This window comes from Parabacteroides goldsteinii DSM 19448 = WAL 12034, from assembly GCF_000969835.1.
In the GTDB taxonomy this organism is placed as follows: domain Bacteria; phylum Bacteroidota; class Bacteroidia; order Bacteroidales; family Tannerellaceae; genus Parabacteroides; species Parabacteroides goldsteinii.
This window is the reverse complement of record NZ_KQ033913.1, coordinates 522475-546650: the sequence shown is the minus strand read 5'-3', so window position 1 is coordinate 546650 and position 24176 is coordinate 522475. Positions and strand designations below refer to the sequence as shown.

The 24176-nt window shown below is 43.1% G+C and carries 17 protein-coding genes and 1 pseudogene; 9 read left to right on the top strand and 9 right to left on the bottom strand.

Annotated features, from left to right (window positions below; genetic code table 11):
- Nucleotides 1-69: 69 nt before the first annotated feature.
- Nucleotides 70-1098 carry a FecR family protein gene (locus HMPREF1535_RS15275; protein ID WP_046146769.1) on the bottom strand — a complete coding sequence of 343 codons (1029 nt, stop codon included), beginning with the start codon at nucleotides 1096-1098 and terminating at the stop codon, nucleotides 70-72.
- A gap of 145 nt (nucleotides 1099-1243) precedes the next feature.
- Here HMPREF1535_RS15275 and gpmA point away from each other — a divergent pair, with 145 nt between their 5' ends.
- The 7 genes from gpmA to HMPREF1535_RS15240 all read left to right on the top strand — a co-directional run bounded on the left by gpmA (nucleotide 1244) and on the right by HMPREF1535_RS15240 (nucleotide 6976).
- Nucleotides 1244-1996, top strand: a complete 753-nt coding sequence (gene gpmA / locus HMPREF1535_RS15270) for a 2,3-diphosphoglycerate-dependent phosphoglycerate mutase (protein ID WP_010799852.1) — start codon at nucleotides 1244-1246, stop codon at nucleotides 1994-1996.
- A gap of 108 nt (nucleotides 1997-2104) precedes the next feature.
- On the top strand, nucleotides 2105-2665 hold the full coding sequence (locus tag HMPREF1535_RS15265) for an RNA polymerase sigma-70 factor (RefSeq protein ID WP_007652962.1): 561 nt from the start codon (nucleotides 2105-2107) through the stop codon (nucleotides 2663-2665).
- A gap of 289 nt (nucleotides 2666-2954) precedes the next feature.
- Nucleotides 2955-3836, top strand: coding sequence for a DUF3078 domain-containing protein (locus HMPREF1535_RS15260; RefSeq protein WP_007652960.1), 882 nt, complete (start codon nucleotides 2955-2957; stop codon nucleotides 3834-3836).
- A 108-nt stretch (nucleotides 3837-3944) separates the two neighbouring features.
- The gene (pheS, locus tag HMPREF1535_RS15255) at nucleotides 3945-4964 is read left to right on the top strand and encodes a phenylalanine--tRNA ligase subunit alpha (RefSeq protein WP_007652959.1); all 1020 of its coding nucleotides are present in this window, start codon (nucleotides 3945-3947) and stop codon (nucleotides 4962-4964) included.
- A gap of 76 nt (nucleotides 4965-5040) precedes the next feature.
- The gene (gene crcB / locus HMPREF1535_RS15250; protein WP_046146768.1) at nucleotides 5041-5427 is read left to right on the top strand and encodes a fluoride efflux transporter CrcB; all 387 of its coding nucleotides are present in this window, start codon (nucleotides 5041-5043) and stop codon (nucleotides 5425-5427) included.
- Nucleotides 5428-5431: 4 nt separating this feature from the next.
- Nucleotides 5432-6073, top strand: a complete 642-nt coding sequence (gene nth, locus HMPREF1535_RS15245; protein WP_007652955.1) for an endonuclease III — start codon at nucleotides 5432-5434, stop codon at nucleotides 6071-6073.
- 3 nt (nucleotides 6074-6076) lie between these two features.
- The gene (locus tag HMPREF1535_RS15240) at nucleotides 6077-6976 is read left to right on the top strand and encodes a hypothetical protein (protein ID WP_010799853.1); all 900 of its coding nucleotides are present in this window, start codon (nucleotides 6077-6079) and stop codon (nucleotides 6974-6976) included.
- On the opposite strand, the gene HMPREF1535_RS15235 is transcribed toward HMPREF1535_RS15240, so the two are convergent.
- The 3 genes from HMPREF1535_RS15235 to HMPREF1535_RS15225 all read right to left on the bottom strand — a co-directional run bounded on the left by HMPREF1535_RS15235 (nucleotide 6943) and on the right by HMPREF1535_RS15225 (nucleotide 9792).
- Nucleotides 6943-7710, bottom strand: a complete 768-nt coding sequence (locus HMPREF1535_RS15235; RefSeq protein WP_046146767.1) for an MBL fold metallo-hydrolase — start codon at nucleotides 7708-7710, stop codon at nucleotides 6943-6945. The genes HMPREF1535_RS15240 and HMPREF1535_RS15235 overlap by 34 nt on opposite strands.
- On the bottom strand, nucleotides 7710-8723 hold the full coding sequence (murB, locus tag HMPREF1535_RS15230) for a UDP-N-acetylmuramate dehydrogenase (RefSeq protein WP_007652952.1): 1014 nt from the start codon (nucleotides 8721-8723) through the stop codon (nucleotides 7710-7712). The genes HMPREF1535_RS15235 and murB overlap by 1 nt, the downstream gene beginning before the upstream one ends.
- Before the next feature lie 109 nt (nucleotides 8724-8832).
- Nucleotides 8833-9792 (bottom strand): hypothetical protein, encoded by a 960-nt coding sequence (locus tag HMPREF1535_RS15225; protein WP_007652951.1) that lies wholly within the window; start codon nucleotides 9790-9792, stop codon nucleotides 8833-8835.
- Between the two features lie 273 nt (nucleotides 9793-10065).
- Between HMPREF1535_RS15225 and HMPREF1535_RS15220 the strand changes: the two are divergent.
- Both HMPREF1535_RS15220 and upp read left to right on the top strand, forming a co-directional pair.
- Nucleotides 10066-10338: pseudogene (locus HMPREF1535_RS15220) on the top strand (HU family DNA-binding protein); the annotation flags it as partial.
- Between the two features lie 358 nt (nucleotides 10339-10696).
- The gene (gene upp, locus HMPREF1535_RS15215; RefSeq protein WP_007652949.1) at nucleotides 10697-11350 is read left to right on the top strand and encodes a uracil phosphoribosyltransferase; all 654 of its coding nucleotides are present in this window, start codon (nucleotides 10697-10699) and stop codon (nucleotides 11348-11350) included.
- Nucleotides 11351-11359: 9 nt separating this feature from the next.
- Here the strand turns inward: upp and HMPREF1535_RS15210 are convergent, their stop codons facing one another.
- The 5 genes from HMPREF1535_RS15210 to HMPREF1535_RS15190 all read right to left on the bottom strand — a co-directional run bounded on the left by HMPREF1535_RS15210 (nucleotide 11360) and on the right by HMPREF1535_RS15190 (nucleotide 24143).
- Entirely contained in the window at nucleotides 11360-13735 is a 2376-nt protein-coding gene (locus HMPREF1535_RS15210; protein ID WP_046146766.1) for an ATP-binding protein, read from the bottom strand.
- A gap of 153 nt (nucleotides 13736-13888) precedes the next feature.
- Complete coding sequence (locus HMPREF1535_RS15205; RefSeq protein WP_007652946.1) at nucleotides 13889-17344, bottom strand: DUF1080 domain-containing protein; 3456 nt, start codon at nucleotides 17342-17344, stop codon at nucleotides 13889-13891.
- A 66-nt stretch (nucleotides 17345-17410) separates the two neighbouring features.
- On the bottom strand, nucleotides 17411-18667 hold the full coding sequence (locus HMPREF1535_RS15200) for a Gfo/Idh/MocA family oxidoreductase (RefSeq protein WP_046146765.1): 1257 nt from the start codon (nucleotides 18665-18667) through the stop codon (nucleotides 17411-17413).
- Between the two features lie 163 nt (nucleotides 18668-18830).
- Entirely contained in the window at nucleotides 18831-20612 is a 1782-nt protein-coding gene (locus HMPREF1535_RS15195; protein WP_046146764.1) for a RagB/SusD family nutrient uptake outer membrane protein, read from the bottom strand.
- Between the two features lie 12 nt (nucleotides 20613-20624).
- Nucleotides 20625-24143 carry a TonB-dependent receptor gene (locus tag HMPREF1535_RS15190; protein ID WP_007652941.1) on the bottom strand — a complete coding sequence of 1173 codons (3519 nt, stop codon included), beginning with the start codon at nucleotides 24141-24143 and terminating at the stop codon, nucleotides 20625-20627.
- Nucleotides 24144-24176: the final 33 nt, after the last annotated feature.

Here is a 24176-nt window from a genome sequence, read left to right as displayed (position 1 = left end):
GCATGTTTTTTGGACTCTTTTTTACTTCCACATAGGCATTCTGATTTAAAAAGGTTCTACACTATTATTTTATTCTTTCGATATTTCTATAACAGACATTTCCAAACGATTATCATTCGTTATGACCGGCTTATCGATCTTAAACTTGATATCCGAGGCGAGCTTGATATATTCCATGACCTGCGGCAATTGCTCATTTTTAAACCTTGCGGTAATGATGGCATTCAGCACGTCCCGGTCTTTCACGTTAAACTGTACATTATAATGGCGTCGCAACGTCTTCAGGACCTGCCCCATCGGAGTATTCTTGAAAATGATCTCACCATTACGCCAGGCTACCTTATTATCTGCGTTGACCGAAGTGATAGATAATTTTCCACCTACCCTCGTAAAATCCGCTTTCTCGTCGGGTTTCAGAATCTGATGAACGATTTTACCTCCTGCCTGTGCTATATTCAATTTCACAGAGCCTTCCACCAAAGTTGTGGAAACAACATCGTCATCATTATAGGCAGATACATCGAAACGCGTTCCGAGCACTTCCACAGAATAGACCGGATCGACTTTCACGATAAAAGGCTTTTCCGGATTCTTCGTCACTTCAAAATAACCTTGCCCGGTCAATTCAACCAGCCGGCACTCAGGCCAGAAATTTTCAGGATACTTCAAAGAACTTCCGGCATTCAACCAAACTTTCGATCCGTCAGGCAATTCGAAAGTCGAAACCACTCCGGGATTGGTGCGCACTTCTACCATGCGCACCTTCTCTTTACCCGTCTGCATAAAGAAATAGGCAGATAAAACTAATACCGGAATGAACAGTATCGCTGCAACTCTTTGCATAAACTGTAGGGAGCGGCGGAAACTAACCTTTTTATTTTGTTTACGTACTCTCGATTTGAAACGGACCAAAGCCATTTCGGGATCGACCGATTCCATTACCCGCAAACGGTCAGTCACCTGCAAGGTGAAATAGACCTGTTCCAGTAGTTTCTCGTTCTCGGTCGACTCGGCAACCCAGTCGTCAACCCGGGTACGTTCCTCGTCAGTCAATGTTCCGTCGAGATATTTTATCAGTATGTTTTCGTCTACTATCATCTTTTTTCCTGTTTCTATAATTAATACAATTCAGAAAAAAGATATACTAAACGAAAATGTGATTTTTTTTAGAAAAAGTTCAATATCTTTTCCTGCTTCTCGATTGTTATCTAATAAACAGATAGTTATAATAAATAAAAAGCATATGAAAAAGATTGTTTTACTTCGCCACGGCGAAAGCGCATGGAACAAAGAAAACCGGTTTACGGGTTGGACGGATGTTGATCTGACAGAAAAAGGGATTGAAGAAGCATATAAAGCAGGTGAATTACTAAGAAAAGAAGGATATGTGTTCGATAAAGCATACACCTCCTACCTGAAACGTGCCGTCAAAACATTAAATTGCGTACTCGACCGCATGGACCAGGATTGGATTCCGGTAGAGAAAAGCTGGCGTTTGAATGAAAAACATTACGGAGCCTTACAAGGTCTCAACAAAAGCGAGACAGCCGAAAAATATGGTGATGAACAGGTCCTGATCTGGCGCAGAAGTTACGATGTGGCTCCGCATGCATTGAAAGAGGACGATCCGCGTAACCCCCGATTCGAAATACGTTATAAAGATGTACCCGATGCCGAATTGCCACGTACGGAATCACTGAAAGATACTGTCGAACGCATCCTCCCTTATTGGAAAGACGTCATTTTTCCTTCGCTCGAAACTGCCGACCAGATTTTAGTGACAGCCCACGGCAACAGCCTGAGAGGTATTATTAAATATGTACGTAACATACCGGATGAAGAGATCGTACACCTGAATCTTCCGACAGCCGTCCCTTACGTACTCGAATTCGATGACGACCTGAATCTTGTAAAAGATTATTTCCTGGGGGATCCGGAAGAGATCAAAAAACTGATGGAAGCAGTTGCCAACCAGGGGAAAAAAACAAAGAAATAATTATTTATCATAGCTGACGCCCGGAAATATTTCACAAAAACCCGGGCGTTAATTGTTAATTCTTAAAATATTTGTTTAAGTTTGCACTATATCAAAACATTCATATCAGTGATAACAAGCAATGAAGAGACCTTAAATAGACTTAAAGCCGGTGACGAGAGTGTATTCGATGCGGTCTACAAACAATATTATAAAGGGTTATGCGCCTTCGCCTCCCAATATGTAGCCGAGACGGAAACGGAAGAAATCGTACAGGAAGTGATGATGTGGCTTTGGGAAAACCGTGCGATGCTGGTTCCTCAAATGTCCCTCAAATCATTGCTGTTTACTATTGTCAAAAATAAATGCCTGAATAATATAACCCACAATCAAATCAAACAACGGGTACACGAAAAGTTGTATGCCAAATTTGAAAATCAATTCGAAGATCCGGATTTTTACATAGAAGGAGAATTGATCGCCTTGGCAACCAAGGCGATCAGGGAGCTCCCTGAAGAATACCGGAAAGCATTCGAAATGAATCGTTTCGGACATCTAACCTACAACGAAATAGCCGAGCGTACCGGTGTATCACCCAAAACCATCGCTTACCGCATATCACAGTCTTTGAAAATACTACGCACGGAACTGAAAGAATACATGCCGCTTTTTCTAGCTCTCTTACATTGACAACATAGCAATATCGACATTTTGTCCACAAAGCTATCATTTACATTTTAACGCAAATAGCTTCTCATTTTAAACAAAACGATACGTTAAAAAATATTACCCGCTGGGGTATTTTATTTTACCCGGTATATTAATCCGATTTACCCGGTTGGGTAGTGTCATTTTGATAATCGGAAAAACGGAGAATATGACAGGACAATCTTAATCCATCCTTAAACAAAAATAAATGAATCATGTTTAAATAATAAAGTGGCCTCTTTATAAAAAACAACTTAAAATATAACAGTATATGAAACGTACATTTTTAATGATAGCATTTGCCGCACTGGCAACTATCGCATATAGTCAAACCGACGATAAAGGTTACGAAGAAGGAAAATATGTATTGAAAGGCGTATCAGGCCTCAACCTGTCGCAAACAGCGATGACCAACTGGTCAGCCGGAGGTGAAAACTCAGTAGCCGGAAATGCCTATCTGAACGGTTCGCTGACACATAAAAACGGAAACTGGCTCTGGGTGACCAACCTGGTTCTCGATTACGGACTGACAAAAACCAAGTCGCAGGGGATGCGCAAGAGCACCGATAAGATCGGACTTTCCACCCAGCTGGGCTATTCAACGAACAATGTCTGGTTCTACACACTAATGGGCGACCTGAACACACAGTTTGCCAAAGGATACAATTATCCGGACAAGGAACATTATATCTCCAACTTTTTCGCGCCGGCCTATTCCAACGTCTCGCTGGGTATGGAATACCGCCCGAAAAGCAATTATTCGATCTACCTCTCTCCCGTTTCAGCAAAAATGACTTTTGTTGAGGACGATTACCTGTCCGATCTGGGCGCATTCGGTGTCGATCCCGGTGACCGTTTCAAGATCGAATGTGGCGCTTACCTCAAAGCCCGTGCAGAAATGCCGGTGATGGAAAACGTAAGCCTGATCACTACAGCCGATTTTTTCACTCCGTATAGTAATCAGTTCGGAAACATCGATGTCAACTGGGACATGCTCATTAGTATGAAGATCAACAAATTCCTGTCGGCTACGCTCAACACGACACTGAAATACGACAACGACGTGAAAACCTTCGATGACAACGGTACGAAACATGGGGCAAAAGTACAGTTCAAAGAGATACTCGGCGTAGGTCTTGCCTATAATTTTTAGGAATAGAAAGGAGACTGCCTGTGTTTTTAAGAAAAAACCTTCCGCAATCGGTTGCAGTATCCAAAAGAAAGGAGTAAATTTGCACGTCGAAAACAAATATGATTAGAAATGATCGATAAAATTAAGGCTCTGCTTCAGGAAGTAGAGAATATGAAGGCTGCAAATGCCGAAGAGCTGGAAGCTTTACGCATCAAATACCTCAGCAAGAAAGGAGAAATTTCTGCGCTGATGAATGATTTCCGCAACGTTGCGGCTGACCAGAAGCGTGAAGTGGGTAAATTCCTCAACGAGCTGAAAGAAGCTACTCAAAATAAAATCAATGAACTGAAAGAAGGTTTCGACAATGTACAGACCGGAAACGATGACATCGACCTGACGCGTACATCTTATCCTATCGAACTCGGCACACGCCACCCGCTTTCAATCGTTAAAAAGGAAATCTGCGACATCTTCGGACGTCTGGGATTCAGCATTGCTGAAGGTCCTGAAATCGAAGACGACTGGCATGTTTTCTCTTCTTTGAATTTTGCTGAAGACCATCCTGCACGTGATATGCAGGATACGTTCTTCATACAACATAATCCGGATGTGTTATTGCGAACACATACATCATCGGTACAGACTCGTGTGATGGAGACTCAGGAACCTCCTATCCGCATCATCTGCCCCGGACGTGTATATCGTAATGAAGCTATTTCTTATCGCGCACACTGTTTCTTCCACCAGGTAGAAGCCCTGTATGTTGACAAGAATGTCTCATTCGCCGACCTGAAACAGGCATTGCTTTTCTTTGCAAAAGAAATGTTCGGTCCGGAAACGAAAATACGTTTACGCCCCTCCTACTTCCCGTTCACAGAGCCATCTGCTGAGATGGATATTTCCTGTAACCTGTGTGGCGGTAAAGGATGTGCATTCTGTAAACATACCGGTTGGGTAGAAATACTCGGTTGCGGTATGGTAGACCCGAATGTACTCGAAAATTGCGGTATCGACAGCAAAGTTTATACCGGATATGCACTGGGAATGGGTATCGAACGTATTACAAACCTGAAATACCAAGTTAAAGACCTACGAATGTTCTCAGAAAACGATGTTCGTTTCCTGAAACAATTCGAATCAGCCAATTAAATTGAAAACCTAAATCATTTACCATCTTCCCCGGGCCTTTAACCAGCCCGGGGGAAACACACAAGGAGGATGAAATATGATAAAGGTTTTAATTTTAATTACAGGAGGAGCAATCGGATCGGCACTGCGTTATGGAGTTTCCATGTGGGTGCAGCGTTCATTGCAGTACTCCTTTCCCTTTGGGATACTATCCGTTAATATAATCGGCTCTTTTCTGATCGGCTTCTGCTGGAGTCTTGCCGAAAATTATAACTTCTCAACCAATACAAGGGCATTTCTTTTTACCGGCCTGTTTGGCGGATTTACAACTTTTTCTTCGTTTGCACTGGATACTATGTCACTGATAAAAATCGGTGATTATAAATTAGCTCTCTTAAACATACTGGCTAGTAACGTTTTAGGACTTATTGCCGTTTTCCTGGGTTTGTTACTCGGAAAAAATGTATTATCTTTAATGAAATAACAGGATGAAAAAAGAGGAACGATATAAAGGTGTATTAGACTGGTTCGAAGCAAACGTACCGGTTGCAGAAACGGAACTTCATTACGACGATCCGTACCAACTGCTTATTGCCGTGATTCTATCGGCTCAGTGCACCGACAAACGGGTGAATATGATTACGCCGGCTCTGTTTAGGGATTTCCCGACAGCAGAAGTGCTGGCAGCTTCCACACCGGAGGTCGTATTTGAATATATCCGTAGTGTCTCCTACCCGAACAATAAATCGAAGCATCTGGTCGGGATGGCCAAAATGCTGATGGCTGATTTCGGCGGCGTAGTCCCTTCGGACATAGACGAGTTGCAAAAGCTGCCCGGCGTAGGACGCAAGACAGCCAATGTGATCGCCTCCGTTGTCTACAACAAGCCGGCAATGGCCGTAGACACCCACGTATTCCGTGTCGCCAACCGCATCGGATTGACAAACAACAGCAAAACACCGCTCGAAACAGAAAAAGAACTGGTGAAAAACATCCCGGAGAAACAGATACCTATCGCTCACCACTGGCTGATCCTGCACGGACGATACGTCTGCGTAGCCAGAAAGCCCAAATGTGAGGAATGCGGACTCAAGCCTTGGTGCAAATATTTCCTGAAGGCAAAAATTTAGAGAATGAGAATTTACAGGCGGGAAATAGTGATTATCATCTTAACTGCTCTCGCTACGCTGTCGGCAGTCTACTACTTTTTCGGTGACATGAAAGAGAGTAAAGAACTGGTGCAAACAGATTTATATACCCTGACTGCACCGGAACCGGAAGCGATACTTGCCGTAAACCGTCCTTCCGTTTTTGCCCGGATAATACTAACCAAGGAACCTGTTTACCAGGCATTCGCCTCTAAAATCCCTGAAATATATCTTACTATCATCCGAAAGAATCCGGAAATTGCCTCATTACATCTCTCATTCCATCCGCAAGGTATTGTAATGTATGCAAAAGCGGATAAAAGCATGTCCCGACATATAGAAGAAAATGTTTTAAAAACAGCTTTCAAATCATTCGCTCCTCAACAGCAAACCAAAGGAGGCATCACTTTTACCTATTGCCCGGATGCCGGAAACCGCTTTTTCGGCTACTACCAACATAATGGCGTATGGGTCGCCAGTTACAGCAGGAAATTGCTGGAGGAAGTAGCGGCCATACAAAGAAAGCAGAAAAACAACCAGCCGAAGGAACAAATGTTACTCCGTAAAACACTCGACAGCAATGCTCCGCTTAACCTGATGATACAATCGAAACTGTTAGACTTATATGTGAAAGCGAACGATTCTACCCTATGGAGAATCAGCGACAGATGGCTGGGAGCCGACCTTTTTGAAAGCGAAGGGAATATTTGTTACTTTAGCAGTCTGCCGTATCATGAACCAGCCGACACACTTTTCAAGACGATTGGCGATACACTGTCGGTCAGATTAGAACAACATTTCCCGCAACTTCATATTTCCAGCCAGATTTATGAAGAAAACGGGAAAGTATATTATACCGGTTGCAGTTTGGGAATTTCCAATTGATCATATGCCAGATGAACATGCGGAGGCAACTTTTTTTCTACCTGGCTTTGCAAGCCGATCCGATGGCTCATATGAATCAGATAGGATTCTTTGGGACGGATGCGTCCGATCTGCTCTAATGCTTCTCCCACACTTTCATGCGTCGGATGCTCTTCCCAGCGCAAAGCAGTAATAATCAAAACATCCAATCCTTCCAGTTTGGCATATTCTTCTTCCGGAAGAGATTTCAGGTCGGTCAGGTAGGCCATATTCCCTATCCGGAACCCCAGGATAGGCAGTCTTCCGTGCATTACCCGGATAGGAATTATCTCTATCCCGGCAGCCATAAAAGGTTCTGTCGTCACACGGTGGATTTTTAGATTGGGAACACCCGGATATCTATTTTCGCGGAAAACATACGGGATACGCGTCTCTATGGCTTCAGCCACATTTTCTTCAGTATATATATGTATGTCTCCTTCCCGTCCGAACGGACGCAGGTCATCCAATCCTCCGACATGGTCATAATGTTCGTGTGAGATCAGGACGGCGTCCAGGTGGTATGTTTTACTTTGTATCATTTGCCAGCGGAAATCCGGTCCACAGTCCAGCAAGATACGCTTCCCCTCTGTTTCTACTAATACTGATGTACGCAGGCGCCAGTCGCGGGGATCTTTGCTTGTACAAACTTCACACTGACAGCCTATTTCGGGAACCCCGGTTGAAGTTCCCGTTCCCAGAAATGTAATTTTCATTATCCTACATATTTAACCTCAGGCATTATCTCGATGCCAAAACGATCTTTTACGGCAGTACGGATACTTTCCGCCACCAGAGCAATCTCGTGTCCCCGGGCTTCTCCCAGGTTGACCAGGACCAGCGCCTGTTTTTCATATACACCGACCGGACCATGCGATTTACCTTTAAAGCCGCATTGTTCGATCAACCAGCCGGCAGGAACTTTCACTTTCCCCTCACCAGCCGGATAAGAAGGCATACCGGAATATTGCTCCTTCAGTTTCTCAAACTGTGCAACAGGAATAACCGGATTCATAAAGAAACTGCCGGCATTTCCCAGCTTGTCCGGATCGGGCAGCTTCTCCTGACGGATCGCGATCACGGCCCGGCGGATTGCTTCCAATGTTACTTCCGGACATTTAGCCAGCTCTTCCTTCAGGTTTCCATAGTTAATGGAAAAGGATGGGCGTTTATCCAACCGTATTATTATATATGTAACAATGTGCGGGTCGTTATGTTCGTTTTTGAAATAACTGCTGCGATAGCCATACTGGCATTCTTCGTTCGTAAATATCCGCTTTTCAAAAGTCAACTGGTTGTATGTTTCCACACTTTCTATCACATCTTTTATCTCCGCCCCGTAGGCTCCGATGTTCTGGATAGCGGCAGCGCCAGCTTCACCCGGGATCAGGGAAAGATTTTCTATTCCTCCCCACCCGTTGGCAACGGCATGCGCAACAACATCGTCCCACCTTTCGGCGGCACCGACACGCAGCCAAATATGTTCGTCGGTTTCCTTCTCCACACGGATACCTTTGATGGCCGAGTGCAGGATGATACCGTTGAAGTCATTTATAAACAGCAGATTGCTTCCGCTGCCGATATGCAGCGACAAACACTCCTGAAAATACTCGTCCCGTAGAACCCGTCCTAATTCTTCTTCATTCGTATATTCCATGAACCACCGCGTCTTAACCGGCAGGTGAAATGTATTATGCTTCTCCAGGGAGTAATTCTCTTCTATCCTCATAATATCTGTTTATTTATTGCGGGACAAAAGTAGTAATAATGTGCTAATATGCCAATGTGCCAACATGCCAATTGAGAAATATCTTTATAATTGGCACATTGGCATATTATTATAAGGTATCTACGATTTCACGCTGTTTCGTGAAAAAGATCATCCGCTGTATCTCTCCGCTCTGCGAGATTAAAGTAGAATAGCGTTTCAACGACTGGATCCATTCTTTCTGGGCACGGCAGATTTCCGGATGTTGCGAATCCATATAGTTGATAGCATAAAGACGGAACATGCACAACTGGAAGCTCCCTTTTTCCAGGAATGTATATGTAGCCTCAAAATTAATATTGGAAAGATACAAATAAACTTTGTTACCGTTCGGATATTCCCCCCGGGCAGCAATCTGTTCCATTTCATCCAATAAACGATTCAGCTCCTGTTTCATCACTTCGATATCATCATCGCTCAGCATGTTCAGCCCTGCAAAATACTTGATCTCCCTAACCAACGACTGGAAAATATTATTATCAAGAATCGTATAGGTAGACGGAACCTGGCGGCACTCCTGCATCAGTTTACGCTGGGACTCCAGTATTTTCTCCGTCACAACGATATCCGACATACTTGCAGTGATCTTCATCCCGTTATTCTGATGCATCCACCGGCAAAGACGGAATTTGGTCAGACGCTCATACGGAGAATAAAATGTAAACGGAACGATATTACAAGCGGCACTGAGTACCGATTTGGGATCTTCCTTGGCAAATGTAAATAATTTATGATAACGTTTGAGTATATCATGGTAACTTTCCATCTGACTCATATTATTAGAGACATTCAGATTAAAAACGGCTCCTTCCGCCCGGTTGGTTCCAACGATCTGGTCCAGGGAAATCCCCAGACTCTGAGACAATAATGATACTTCATAAAATGTAAACGGAACCTCCCCACGCAACCGGCGATAAACGGCTTCCTTACCTATAGATATAATATCCATAATATAGTTAGCCAAATTTGTCTCCTCCGGGAGATGTTCCCTCATGGCTTTTATCAGCCCGTTATTCAATGCATCTTTCATAATTATTAGTGTGTTATTTACTATTTCTACTCATATATTCTTCTCACAATACAATAAAAATAAAGTGTGGTCAAATAGCATTAACGCCTTTCTTCGTTTCGATTATCGCAAACCAATGTGAATTAACGTTTTTTGTTTCTAAAATCGTAACAAAAGGCTACAGCTATTGTTTAATAAGAAATGCAAGCAAATTTTGTTGTCTGAAAAAAGACACCATATAAAAAAATCAATGCTTACATTTGCAATGTATATAATCATTAAAAAGAAACACTCATGAACAAAGCAGAACTTATCGAAGCCTTAGCAGATAAGGCAGGGTTACAAAAGCAAAAAGCAAAAAAAGTATTAGATGCTTACATCGAGATTGTAACCGAAAAAATGTCGCAAAAAGAGGAAATTACTCTTATCGGTTTTGGTACTTTAATACCTAGACCGCAAACTAGTCGCCTGGCTCGTAATCCTAAAACGGGTACTCCGGTACAGATTCCAGCTAGAACAACGGTAAAGTTCAAACCCGGTAAATTCTTGCTGGAGGCTATGAACGGCACTGGCGAAAAAAATAATATGATTTATTTCTTTAACTTCCTTCTTGCTTCGGCAGGAAGGAAGTTTTTTACACCTCCTTTTTCTGTTTACTTTATCATATCTGCAAAAATACATACAGAAATCCACTAAAAAGGGGTGTTTTTAATGAATATCGAAACCGTAAGGTTCTAATTAAACAACCGCAAGCATGTCCCCAATTCAATTATCGCAATTTTAGAATCCGAACAGCACCTCTTGTTTCGGAATGTGAAACTTTTGCCCTATACCTGGAATTTTACAGAGAAACATTTGTATGATGCTCTAATTATATCTAATTTCGACACCGGAAATTTTAGTCTGCATATACAATATAATACACATGAAAATAGTTAATCTCGGAGAGTCAAACTCCATACTGAACAGGTTCGTATCCGAACTTAGAGATGTAAATATCCAGAAGGACAGCCTTCGTTTTCGTAGAAACATTGAACGCATCGGCGAAATCATGGCTTATGAAATCAGCAAAGATTTTGCCTACAGCCAAAAAGATATTCAAACCCCTTTAGGAGTCGCACCGATGAATACACCCGACGACCGGATAGTAATCAGTACTATATTACGTGCAGGACTTCCTTATCACCAAGGATTTTTAAGCTATCTCGATTATGCCGAAAATGCCTTTGTCTCTGCCTATCGCAAATATAAAGACCGTCTGAACTTTGACATTCACATCGAATATATCGCATCCCCGAGACTGACAGAGAAAACATTGATCATCACCGACCCGATGCTAGCCACCGGAAGTTCCATGGAACTGGCCTATGAAGCATTGTTGACCAAAGGACATCCTTCGCATATCCATGTGGCCTCCATCATCGCCAGCAAACAGGCAATAGAATATCTGCAAAGAAAAATGCCGGATGACAAAACAACGATTTGGATCGCCGCACTGGATGACGAACTGGACGATCATTCCTACATCATCCCCGGCCTGGGAGATGCCGGAGATCTTGCTTACGGAGAAAAAGAATAAAAGAATATTTTATCGGGGTAAGGAGAACCAAAAGCAGGAACCTTTTCCAAGCTCAGAGCTTACTCCGATTTTTCCTTTCTGCTGTTCGACAATACTTTTGCAGATAGAAAGTCCTAACCCTGTACCTTGCTTAAAGTCATTTCCCTTATAAAAGCGGTCGAAGACATGGGCCTGCACTTCTTCACTCATCCCCTCTCCCGTATCCGTCACCGTAAAGACAACTTCATCAGGCTTTATTTCATAACCCAACATGATAGAACCTTTATCCGTGTGCTTGATCGCATTGTTTATGAAGTTGGAAAACAACTGGTTCAGGCGCACAGGATCGAAATCAAAAGTACAAGGCGACAAATCCGGCTGACTGCCAAGCACAACCCCCTCATGAAGTTTGATACTCAGCGACTTCACCAGATCATCCAAAAATTCTTTGAGCTCAATACGACTCGGTTTGAACTCAATTGTATTCGCTTCTATCTTAGCCAGATCCAGCACATCAGAGATCAACTGCAACAAAAGTTCATTATTCTTCTGAATAATCTCTACAAACTGCGACTGTTCCTCTTTATCATCCGTATCGACCAGTAAAGTAGAAAAGCCGACAATCGCATTCAGCGGAGTTCGGATCTCATGGCTCATATTTGCCAGGAAAGCAGACTTCAAGCGATCCAGTTCTTCTGCCTTTTCACGCTGTTGTTCAGTTTCTTTCAATTCCGTGATATCATAATTCACACAGATCATTTCCAGTTTATCCGGATCATTCGACTGAGGGTTACGCATCACATTTACACGTATCCACTTCCAACCGGAATCCGTCTTGATACGCAATTCCTTGCGGATACTGGTTGCCTCCCCTCTCTTAACCCGGTCAAAGAAGTCCATCATCACTTTACGGTCTTCCGGATGCACGGCGCTATATACACCAATAATCTGCTCCAACGGCGTGCCATCTTGTTCCCCCAGATTTTGATACCACTGGCTGATGGCATATCCTTCGCGTGTCAGCAAATCGAATTTGGCATATCCTACTTTCGCATAATGACTAACCAGGGTGAAGAAATATTCAAACTCCTCAATACGGTTATAAGCGACCATCTTATCCGTATTATCCAGATTAATGAATAGGTAATTGATCAGTTCACCTTTACTGTCATAAAGCATACTAACCTTGGTTATCAAGTCTATAACTCCGTTTTTCTTCGTCGGATAATACCCATTGGATATAATATCGCTAAAAGAATAAGTCAGGCGGAAAGAGACAGGTTTCCTCTTTCTCATCTTTTCCAGCACGTCAGGGGGAATCTGAGGATTATCAAAGATGTTAACACCTAGGGCCTCTTTTTTCGAACCGAGTCCAAAAATATCTACATCCTTATTATTCATATCGACAAGATATCCGTCCTTATCATACAACTCTATGCCGACCGGTATATTCGTATAAATATTACGCAACAACTTTCCACTATGGTCGAGCGCTTCGTTGATTCTCGCCATTTTTGTAATAATACTGATAATATTGGCGATGGACGAAAGCCATTGATAGTCTTCCAGCGTCCATATGCGATATTTATCTACAATATCGATCCCGATATATCCCAAAGCTTTTTTCTTTATGATCAAAGGAATCAGAACAAACGAAAGCACTCCTCTCTTCTGCAAATACATTTTTTCAGATTCCGCATCTTCCGGCAACTCGTTCAGATTGTTTATCATCACCGGATAAAGATTCCGTATTTTCCGTGTCGACCAAACCAGCGTGGAGACCGGTATATTCTGCAATGAGGAACGGACAGCGGCAACACCTTTGCTGCAAACTTCATACGTACAACTAAGCCTCTGCTTGTCATCACTGTATTCCATGATACAGGCACGCCCCTTTGTATCGATCGAAAAGAGAATTTCAGTCAGCACCAACTGGATAGATTCAACCAAATCGTTTGTCTGGATAAAAGAATGTAAGGCACGCGAAATACTCCCCAAATGCCTTAACAAACCATCTACCTGGCTGCCTTCCGTTGCCGGTTTATTCGTTTCTTCCTCGCTATATGGCACCAACTGAAGAATGCCTAACACATAAACACGTCCGGAAGGTTCGATCTCCCGCTTGCAAATTTTAGAACGAACAAACTTAAAGCCATAACAAGTCTTGATCGGAAATATCTGTTCGTAAATACCGACCTCCCTGAAATAAGCAAATTCATTGGCAATCCGGGCTCTATAATCTTCACGTATCAACTGGAGGAAATCTCTGGTCGGAATAATTTTATCTTTCAGTTCCAACAAACTGACCAGATAATCCGAACATATATAGACTCTCTTATCAAAGTCAATTTCCCACCAACCGACTTGCGCCGTATCCAGCAATAACTTATATTGAGCTGTATCCATTTTTTTAATACTAGTAAGCAACAAAATTCGTTATAATAAATCAGACCAGCAAATTTTATTTCTGTTTATATTCAACGGTTTTCAAAGATTCACACAAAAAAAGCGGAGACCAGTAAAAACCGATCCCCGCTTCCTTTCAGACTATATAGTCTGTTATTTCAATTCTTTTATACGGATATTACGGAATTTCACAGGAGAACCATGTCCCAGGAACCCGATATGTCCTTTCTTATTGAACAAGCCCGGATGTTCCTTACCGTCAGGAGTACCGTTCTTTACAGCGTCGCGAATGTTACCTTCCAATATCACTACACCATTAACTGTTACCTTGATATTATCTCCGTTTGCAACAATCTCTTCCTCATTCCATTCACCGACAGGCTTAAACGCTTTGTGGTGATCGGCATTCGTCGGGATGATGCCATAAACAGAACCATGATGCTGATATTTGGTAATATTCTTATAGATCGGATGTTCACAATCCAGAATCTGGATTTCCATACCTACATAAGCGGCATCACCTTCCATCGGAGTACGGATACCGACTCCGTTATTGGCTCCCGGTGTCAGCTGGAACTCGAAACGATAAATAAAGTTCCCGAATTCGTCCTTTGTATACAGGTTCCCACCATAGCTCTTGCTCGGTATCATGGAAATACAACCATCTTCCATCGTATAATCTACCGTGTTACCAGTCCACTGATGCATATTTGTTCCGTCAAACAATAGTTTGAAACCTTCTTTCTGTTCTTCGGCAGATAATTTGTAAGGTTCTTTACGTTCCAGTTCCTTTACATATATATTACGGTAGTAAACCTTGCTACCATGAGCCTGCAATTCAATCTGTTCAACCGGGAAGATCGGCTGCTTGCGATCCCAATAGTTTTCAAGGATCACATCATCCACCACCTTCTCTCCGTTCAGAATAACTGTTACGCGGTCACCAACCATCTTGATATAGAAGCTGTTCCATTCGCCCAGCTTGTTATCAGCCACTTTAGACGGCTTGCTTTCATTTACCGAGTTATTATACAGACCACCTGAACCTACCTGGGCACCCACATTCACACGTGAAGTATCCCAGATCTGCACCTGAGGCGTTCCGCGCAAATAGATACCGGCATCGGCTTCAGGACCTGCGGGGTCAAGCATCCAGTCTACGTACATTTCAAAATCACCATATTGTTTATCCGTACACAGGTTATCACCTTTACCGTTGAAGACAAGCATACCATCATTCACACTCCAGCCGCTACGCATAATCTCGTCAGCCTTTTCCTGAGCTTTCTCCAATTGGGCCGGTTTCATTTTCGCACGGGCAATCGGGTTCTGTACCAATCCTTTCCAGCCCGACAAATCTTTGCCGTTAAAGATAGAAATGAAACCTTCTCCCTGCGGCATTTCAGCCAGATGCTTCTTGATCGCTTCCTTCTGATAACCGGCATCCGGATTGTCGAGTACCTGCATTACCTTGTTCAGCAATTCACGCACATTGGCTCCATAATATTCCTTATTACCCAAAGCTATATTCATAACAGCATTGGCGGCAGCCTGCTGAACAGGTTTCTGATTCAGGAATTCGCCGGCATAGAGCATACCCAGGAAGGTGCCTGTCCGTTCAACCTGTTTCAGAATTATATTTTTCTGTTCGTCTGTCTTTGCCACTTCCATCGCTTTGCGCAAACTCAGCAGACGATTCTCACCTGTAAATGCAGGATTTGAAACCAGCTTAACGTATGCTTTCAATGCACGATCCAAATAAGCGGAAGAAGAAGCATCTTTACAGATAGCATACAATTCGTCGGCAGCCTCAATACCTTTCCAGTTCAACAACGCTTCGAAAGCAGCATCGCGAGCAGCGCCCGATCCCTTATGGAAACCGTCTACGATAGTAGCCAATGCATCTTTCTCACCGGTTGTCGCCAGAACGATATAATACAAATATTTCTTGCTCTCGCCAGCCTGAAGCATACGGCGGGTGATCGTTTCTTTTTGTTTCGCAGGAGACATGGAAGAAATAGCAGAGATAACAGCCTGTTGGATCGGAGCAACGGCCGATGCATCCGCTGTTTCCAGCATACCGCACAGATTAACCAGATCGCCTTCCGACACAACATCTTTCAACGCTGTATAAGCAGCTTTTTTCACTTCCGGTGAACCGGACTTGATCAGTTCGAGCACTGTAGTCAGGTTAGCAGTCGCTTTACGCATCGCCAACAACTCAGCACCGGCAATCTTACCGGCATCCGTAGCAGACGGAATGGCACGGGCAACAGCCTGGTCGATATCACCATTGAATGCAGCCAAAGCATCCTGTCCCAGCAGGATTACATCTTTATTGTCGCTGGTCAGCAGTTCAGCAAGCACAGGTATCACCTGTTTGTCACCGATCTTCACCAATGTCCATACGGTTGCCTGTTTTACGTCGAAGTTGCTGTCTTTCAACTGAGCCAGCAGCACCTGCATGGCAGTCAGGTCAAAACGGAGTTCCAAACTCTTGATCACATCATGTTTTGACGGGCATTTGGCTTCGCGGCCGATCCAGTTGATAATATCGACTTTCACTTCCGGTTTGGCCTTCTGCATCGCTTTCATGACTTCGATATAAACTTCCTTATTGGCAAAGTCGGAAGCAAAGTTCAATGCTGCATTCCGATATTCCTTATTGCCATCCTTCAAAGCGGAAAGCAACAATTTGGTACTGTTTTCTTTCTTCAGTGACAAAAGAATTTGCAAAGCAGCGTCGCGGGTCTGCGTCTGATTAGCCTTGGTAGCCTTCTTCAGCAGGTCGTTGGCCGCTTTTTCCACTTCTTTCACATCGCCCTGTGCGGCAACACGTTTCAATAAAGCGATATAGGCTTCGTTCGCATTCGTTTTGGTCATTGTGTAACCCGATGCGGCGGCAGCTTCAGCCATATCTTTGATGGAAGCCTTGCTTCCCACACGGCTTAATGAGTGCAGGACAGCCTTTTGCATATTTTCATCGCCCGAACCCAGCAGCGCCTTCAGCAATTCTTCCGAATCAGCCACCTGCGCTTCGCCGATTGCTACGATGATATCTTTTTGTGTCTTCGGAGTACCCATACGGCGCATCAGACCAGCCTTCAACGCTTTGCCGGCATTTTCAGAACCGATAGCAGCCAGTGCACGTGAAGCCGGGCCACTCAGACTTTCATCACCCAGGTAAGCCGACAACGCATCGATACATTCATCCTGTCCCAATATCTGTAACTGGCGGATGATAAACGCTTTCGTTTCGCGTTCAGTCACCAGGTCAAGCGCTTTCAGATAAGCGTTAGCCGTAGCCAAACGGGCGCTTTCTTCCCCTTTCGCCATCACATAATGGGTCAGGCCGCTCAACGCGTAATCCACTTGTGCATTGCTTCCCTTTCCGGGAGCATTTATCATGTTGACCAACATCAGTACCCCTTCTTCGCCGGTACCTTTCAGGTCATTGATCATTTTATTGTATTCAGCCTGTTTCTCAGCAGGCATCTGTGCCAATACGTCAGCCGCAATTGTTTTAGCTGTACGGTTCGCCGGAGATTGGGCCATCAGTACGCTGCCGAATAATAGCAAGCTGGCAATCGATATATATGCTTTTCTCATTGTCTATAATTTTATAATTCTCCCCTAATTTTCAATTCTCAATTTTCAATTTTCAATTATTAATTATCAAATGTTCCAGGGTGAACGCATCGGCTGATCCAGCAGACGGTTAGCGGCCTCGTCATTGATAAATTCCAGTTTCACAGGATCGAACTCTAATGTACGATTCAGACGAAGTGCCGTAGCACCCATATTCACGATCGTAGCCGAGCGGAAACCATTCCGTTCATTCAGGGCAAAAGGCTGGCGTGTTTTCACACATTCGATAAAGTCTGTCACCTGAGGTTCAGGTTCCGGATAATCGGCCAGTTTCTTTTCCCAATCAGGGATATCACATACAAAATTCTTATAGACATTACCGTTCGGACCGGAGATATACGGAGTATTAGGATCTCCGAAGTCGCCACCCCAAAGGACGATCTGGCAACCGTCATCATAGGTATAGGTAATAGAGCGCCATGTTCCTACGGCATCCGGATGCTGTTGCGGAGCATCCACTTCCACTTTCACAGGGCTTGTGTTGTCTTTTCCGAGGAAATACTGTACCGGGTCGATATAATGCTGTCCCATATCACCCAGTCCGCCACCATCATAATCCCAGTATCCGCGGAATGTCTGGTGCACACGGTGTGCATTATAAGGTTTATAAGGAGCCGGGCCTAACCACATGTCATAATCCAGTTCGGAAGGAACTGTTTGCGGTTCGAGATATTCTTTACCTACCCAGTAGAATTTCCAGTCGAAACCGGTATGTTTACTGATCGTCACCTTCAACGGCCAACCGAGCATACCGCTCTGAACCAGTTTTTTCAACGGTTTAACGGGAGTACCCAATCCATAGAAAGGGTCAGCAAAACGGAACCAGGTATTCAGACGGAACATACGTCCGTTCTGCTTCACCGCTTCCATCACCCGTTTACCTTCACCGATCGTACGTGTCATCGGCTTTTCACACCAGATATCTTTTCCCGCCTTGGCAGCCTCTACCGACATGATTCCATGCCAATGAGGAGGTGTAGCGATGTGTACGATATCTACGTTCGGGTCCAGAATCAAATCGCGAAAGTCATGATAAGCGGCAATTTTTTCCTTTACCAATTGTTTTCCTAATTCAAGATGTTTCTTGTCAACATCACAAACGGCCACCAAGCGTGTTCCGGCATAGTTCACGTGACCGCGTCCCATCCCGCCTGTACCGATAATACCTTTAGTCAACTGATCGCTTGGAGCGATAAAGCCTTTCCCAAGCACGTGGCGCGGCACAATCGTAAAGGCCGCAATTCCTCCAAGGGTTTTAAGGAAGTCCCTTCTGTTTGTTCTCATAGTACAAATTAATATAATATTGATTAGCAATTTTATTGATTTTTTCCGCTTAAAAAAGACGTTAGAAAGATTAATTGCCTCCTAACGTCTCACAAAGATATTATTTATCCCATAATTTTCGCAAATATTTACGAGTTTTTATGACATAATCGTTCAAGACTGTTCATTCCATAGTCGGGTTGAACTTTCCTCCCCAATTGTTATTTTGTTCGAGATTAGGATTTTCCAATATTTTACTTTCCTGGATCGGGAAAAAATAATACGATTCCTGAATCAAAAATTTATTCTCGGCTATGGCACTGATCGGCACCATTCTAAGAATATATTTAAAATTATCGGGAGTCAACGAATATGTCTTGGCTTTCCGGGTAGCTTCGGCAATATCCATTTCTGAACCGTCTTCATTGATAGCAATGGCCTCGACTCCATATTTTTGCAGTCCGTTTAACTGCATCATATTACGGGTTCTACGAAGATCCATAAAACGATGCCCTTCAAAACATAATTCTACATTGCGTTCATCAAGAATAGCCTGCCGGATCTCTTCACGATTAGCAACTTTCAATCCATACAACCCATTTTCGCCGGCTTCGATACCTGCACGTTTACGAATTTGCTTCAGCATATCTACAGCCACATCCTGATGGTCCGTTTCATTGGCCGCCTCCGCATAGATAAACATGACTTCAGCCAATCTCATAAACGGATAATCATGATCATACGTAGATACCAAATCCTGACTCAAAGACAAATCAGATCCTTTACGCACATACATGCCGCTAATAGCATCATTCTGTGTAGCAGTGCTGCCCACATTGGGATTGATTCCATATGAATCTTCTCTGACAGCTATACCGACCGAAGTATATTGGCGATATCCTGAAGCCGTTCCCGACACCGGATATAAATCCGCATTATACAGGATACAATCCTCAAATCGGGGATCCCGATTTTGCCAGAATTTCTGTAAAAAGTCAGATTCAGCACCTGCATAATATTTACCGGCCGGATCATCAAACCGCTTTCCATCCAACATCGGAAACGCTTTTACCATATCCCAGGTCGGAGTATTACCGGCATTACTACGACTCAAAGAAGAGGGACGAATCGTGTTTTCCCAATTGGCCGTTTTATCCGGATTACTATAGATAATAGGAAAAACGACCTCGGAGTTGCCGTCCACCAACCAGTTATCTGCATAATTCGCAGTCAGTTTAATCCCCTGAGCTATACAGAAATCGTATGCCTCCTTCGCCGCCGTATAAGCTTCGTTCCAATATTTATTATCATACATATTACTTGGGTTAAACTGCGGAGAAGCCTTATAGAGCAACATCTTTGCCTTATAAGCCTTAGCAAAACACTGGTCTATACGCCCATAATCGTTACCGGTTGCTTTGGCCGGAAGCAACGCAATAGCATCATCCAGGTCCTTAATTATTAAATCAAAACACTCTGCCGTGGAAGTACGAGTCACATACAAATCATCTTCATCCTTATCCTGGGCTTTTGTAATATACGGCATACCTCCATGATAAACAACCATTTCACCATACTGATATGCTCTCATAAACAGCATTTGTCCCGTCAGGCTATTCTTAACAGATTCGGTACATCCTCCTTCTGCCAGATACTCAAGTCCTAAATTTATATTACGGATATTGGTATAATTCCATCGCTTATAACCACTGCCCGACGTTGTAATAGTACTCAACATAAAAGGAATACCCGTTTGCTGCTCAGCTGTATTATCCGCACTTGTAGACCAACCGCTAAAGATATCGCCATAGAGATCAGTCACATAAGCAGTTGCTAAGTTGTCATCATTCCAAACCAGGTCTGCATCATAGTTCCACAAGTTCGAGATATCCAAACTATTGCATCCATTGACCAGCAATATAGTTGCCAAACCAATCGATAATTGTTTTATTTTATTCAGTTTCATATTTTTTTAATTTTAGAATGAGAAGTTAAGTCCGAATGTAAATGATCTCATCAAAGGGAATGAATCATAGTATTTCTGTTCAGGGTCCATGAACTCATTCATCGCCGAGATAGAAAATAAGTTAGTTGCATTCATAAATACCTGGGCACGAGTCAATCCTAATGGACGAAGAACAGCCATAGGCAAATCATATCCTACATTCAGGTTTTTTAAACGAACATAGGCTCCATTCCGCATCCAGAAATCAGTATCGCCATAACCTGATTCATACTGGTTCTTACCGATTACACGGGGATAAATACCATCAGGATTCTCCGGACTCCAGCATTTTTCACTTGTCCAGATAGGATAATACGGACGTGTGTTACCACCATACTGCGGCATTCCCTTGGTTGCCTCACATCCGACCAACCGGTCATAGTTGCCAACACCCTGAAAATGCATATCAACAGTAATACCTTTCCAACTGAAGCTACCACCGAAACCATAGTTAATACGGGGAGTCCCGTTTGTGGACAACAAGTTATACGCGTCATTTCCATCAATCTTTCCGTCCGGCCCCGGAGCATAACCATCACCACGGGTATCCTGGAACAAAAGACCGCCAAGATACGGATCGCGTCCATACTGTTTGAATCCTTTGGCAATCAATTCATCTACTTCCGCCTGATCGGTCAACAAATGATCGACTTTCAACCCCGTGATACGCCCGGCCGACATTCCGACCAAAGACAAATCTTTCAGGTTACCAGTCATATAAATCACCGATTCATCCAATACGTCCCAACGATCTTTCGAGTAACCGATATTCATATAAAGAGAATAATTTATTCCATGTTTAGCCTTATCTCTCCAACCCAGCGTCACTTCACCACCTCTCCATGAACGTTCAGCATAATTTTCAGGAGCCAACGATGCCCCATAAGTACTTGGCAAAGTAGATGTTCTTGAACCTAAAATATCGGTTTCCTTTCTGTAGAACCCATCAACTGTTCCACTCAATCGATTATTCAAAAAGGTAAAATCCAAACCACCATTGATAGTCGATGAAGTAGCCCAGGTCAAATTATAAGTTGGCATACTGCCTGTCTGTATACCGTTTGCCAATCCATTTCCAAACATATAACTGCTACCGGAAGTATATCTTTCTATATACTGGAAATATCCAATCGACGCATTCGATGTATTCAAATCGTTACCGGTTGTACCATAAGAAGCACGTATTTTTAAGTCGTCAAGCCAATTAGAAGCGCTCTCCATAAAGGCTTCTTTACTGATACGCCATCCAAGTGAGGCCGAGGGGAAAAAGCCCCATCTGCTTTCTTTAGGAAACTTATTATTTCCATCATAACGGAATGAGAACTCTGCTATATACTTGGAATCATAATTATATGTAGCACGTCCGATCCACGACAAATGCGAACCTAAGTTCTCCGATTCATTTACTGAAACTGTCCGTCTTTCCGGATCGGTTGAAAACACGAACCATTGGTCATAAGCCGTCAGCGGATCATTCGCTGTTGCATAGATGGCTTCACCCTGACTTTGAGCCTGCTCAAAAGTGATCATTCCGCCTACTTCATGCTTACCGAACTTATTTTTATAATTCACCGTCCAGTCAAACTGTTCATTCCAGAATTGGCGGGAACCATAAGTCAGATTCTCATAATTGGAACCAAACGTGAAGATATTATATTTATTCAAATCCAGCGGTCCCGGAACAAAACGGTTATTAGGATCAGCCGATTGAAAATTGTAGGCCTTCTGATGAGTAAGATATTTCTTGCGGGCATAGTCATTGATTATGTAATTTCCGGTTACTTTGGTTGATAATCCGGGTAAAAGCTTGCTCAAATCGATGTTTAATGATAAAATACCATTTACATTACGTCTGCGGGTTTTGATATAACGATCACCCAATATCACATCTGCGACATTCCAACCTTTAAAATTACTGACATCCGGATAAACAGGATAATCAGTCTTTTCGTTTGCCGGAGTACCATCCAGATACGCATAAGACGGAACCGTCCTCAAACAATTAAACGTAGTTCTGTAAAAGTCGAATATATCCTCACTGTCATCACCACTACCAGACCAATTAAAGCGTCTGTCATCTTTCTGATAACCGGAAACATTCGCATTCAAGGATATATATTTACTCAGATTCACTGTCAGATTGGATCGAAATGAATATTTATTATTTTCCAGATTCTTATAAGATCCTTCTTCCCTGATAAAACTACCTAAAACATAGTATTTGACTTTTTCCGTACCACCTGTCGCACTAATAGAATGCTTTGTATTCCATGGATTTTGCCAGATCAGATCATTCACATTATAATCATGTGTCTTGGCATACTCCATCTCTTCATCGTTGTTAGGCCGGGCAAGTCCGTTAGCCTCAGCCACTAAATTTTGATACACCAACTCTTTGTAAGCGCTCATATCATCCGTGAACAGCTTGCGGGTAGGTCTGTTGAACGTATATGATCCCTGATATTCAAATTTAGGTTTCCCCATGCTATCCGCGCCCGACTTAGTCGTTACCAGGACAACGCCATTACCGGCTTTAGAACCATAAACAGAAGCTGTCGCAGCGTCCTTCAAGAAGCTCAACTGATCGATTTCGTTCGATTCAAGCGCATCGAATGCCGCCTTGTCCCGAATGATTCCATCGATAACAAATAACGGGTCACCGAATCCGCCACGCATACGGATTTCCGAACTTGCTCCCATGAAACCGGAACTACCGACAATTGTCAATCCCGGTGCACGCCCCGCCAAAGTATTAGATAAGTTGGTAGTCGAAATGCTAGATAACTCCTCTGTTTTTACATTTGTAATAGCACCGGTCATATTTATCTTTTTCTCTACCCCATATCCGATAACGATTACCTCATCCAGTTTTTGGGTATCTTCATGCAATGTAATCTGATAAGAACTCTTACCATCCTCCACCTGTACTTTCCGTTCCAAATAACCGATATAAGAAACAAGCAAAGTCGCCCCGGCCGGAATCTCGCTCAAGATGAATTTACCTTCGGCATCCGTCACCGTTCCGACTCCTTTGTTTCCTTCAAGAGTAATGTTTGCACCGATAACCGGTGTCCCTTCCTCATCGACAATAACTCCTGATATCTTCTTTTTATTCTGCTGAATTTCATTTACGATCAGCTGTTCTACCGTCCGAACATTCTTCTTTACATTATTATCTTTTAAAAACACACGGTTATTTACGATCTTATAAGAAATACCGGTATTCTTAAAAACCTCTTTGAGCACTTTTTCGATGTGTTCATTTTTAAAATTAACAAATACGTTGGAGATTTTCTTATTCAACAAGGCTTCGTCATAAGAAAATTCATATCCGGTTTGTTCACTGATACTCTGTATAACTGCACCGACCGTTGTGCTATTCAACGTCAGTTCCAGATTCACATACAAAGAATGCGCATCGCTTATTGCCATGGCGGGCGATGCAGAAGTCAAAAACATTGCTAATGTAGCAATAGAAACTTTTTTAATCATACATGTGATTTAATAATGTTAGTACTATTTTTT

Coding starts and splice junctions, on each gene's coding strand:
- HMPREF1535_RS15275 (WP_046146769.1), bottom strand. CDS start 1,098: ATGATAGTAGACGAAAACATACTGATAAAATATCTCGACGGAACATTG.
- gpmA (WP_010799852.1), top strand. CDS start 1,244: ATGAAAAAGATTGTTTTACTTCGCCACGGCGAAAGCGCATGGAACAAA.
- HMPREF1535_RS15260 (WP_007652960.1), top strand. CDS start 2,955: ATGAAACGTACATTTTTAATGATAGCATTTGCCGCACTGGCAACTATC.
- pheS (WP_007652959.1), top strand. CDS start 3,945: ATGATCGATAAAATTAAGGCTCTGCTTCAGGAAGTAGAGAATATGAAG.
- crcB (WP_046146768.1), top strand. CDS start 5,041: ATGATAAAGGTTTTAATTTTAATTACAGGAGGAGCAATCGGATCGGCA.
- nth (WP_007652955.1), top strand. CDS start 5,432: ATGAAAAAAGAGGAACGATATAAAGGTGTATTAGACTGGTTCGAAGCA.
- HMPREF1535_RS15240 (WP_010799853.1), top strand. CDS start 6,077: ATGAGAATTTACAGGCGGGAAATAGTGATTATCATCTTAACTGCTCTC.
- HMPREF1535_RS15235 (WP_046146767.1), bottom strand. CDS start 7,710: ATGAAAATTACATTTCTGGGAACGGGAACTTCAACCGGGGTTCCCGAA.
- murB (WP_007652952.1), bottom strand. CDS start 8,723: ATGAGGATAGAAGAGAATTACTCCCTGGAGAAGCATAATACATTTCAC.
- HMPREF1535_RS15225 (WP_007652951.1), bottom strand. CDS start 9,792: ATGAAAGATGCATTGAATAACGGGCTGATAAAAGCCATGAGGGAACAT.
- upp (WP_007652949.1), top strand. CDS start 10,697: ATGAAAATAGTTAATCTCGGAGAGTCAAACTCCATACTGAACAGGTTC.
- HMPREF1535_RS15210 (WP_046146766.1), bottom strand. CDS start 13,735: ATGGATACAGCTCAATATAAGTTATTGCTGGATACGGCGCAAGTCGGT.
- HMPREF1535_RS15205 (WP_007652946.1), bottom strand. CDS start 17,344: ATGAGAAAAGCATATATATCGATTGCCAGCTTGCTATTATTCGGCAGC.
- HMPREF1535_RS15200 (WP_046146765.1), bottom strand. CDS start 18,667: ATGAGAACAAACAGAAGGGACTTCCTTAAAACCCTTGGAGGAATTGCG.
- HMPREF1535_RS15195 (WP_046146764.1), bottom strand. CDS start 20,612: ATGAAACTGAATAAAATAAAACAATTATCGATTGGTTTGGCAACTATA.
- HMPREF1535_RS15190 (WP_007652941.1), bottom strand. CDS start 24,143: ATGATTAAAAAAGTTTCTATTGCTACATTAGCAATGTTTTTGACTTCT.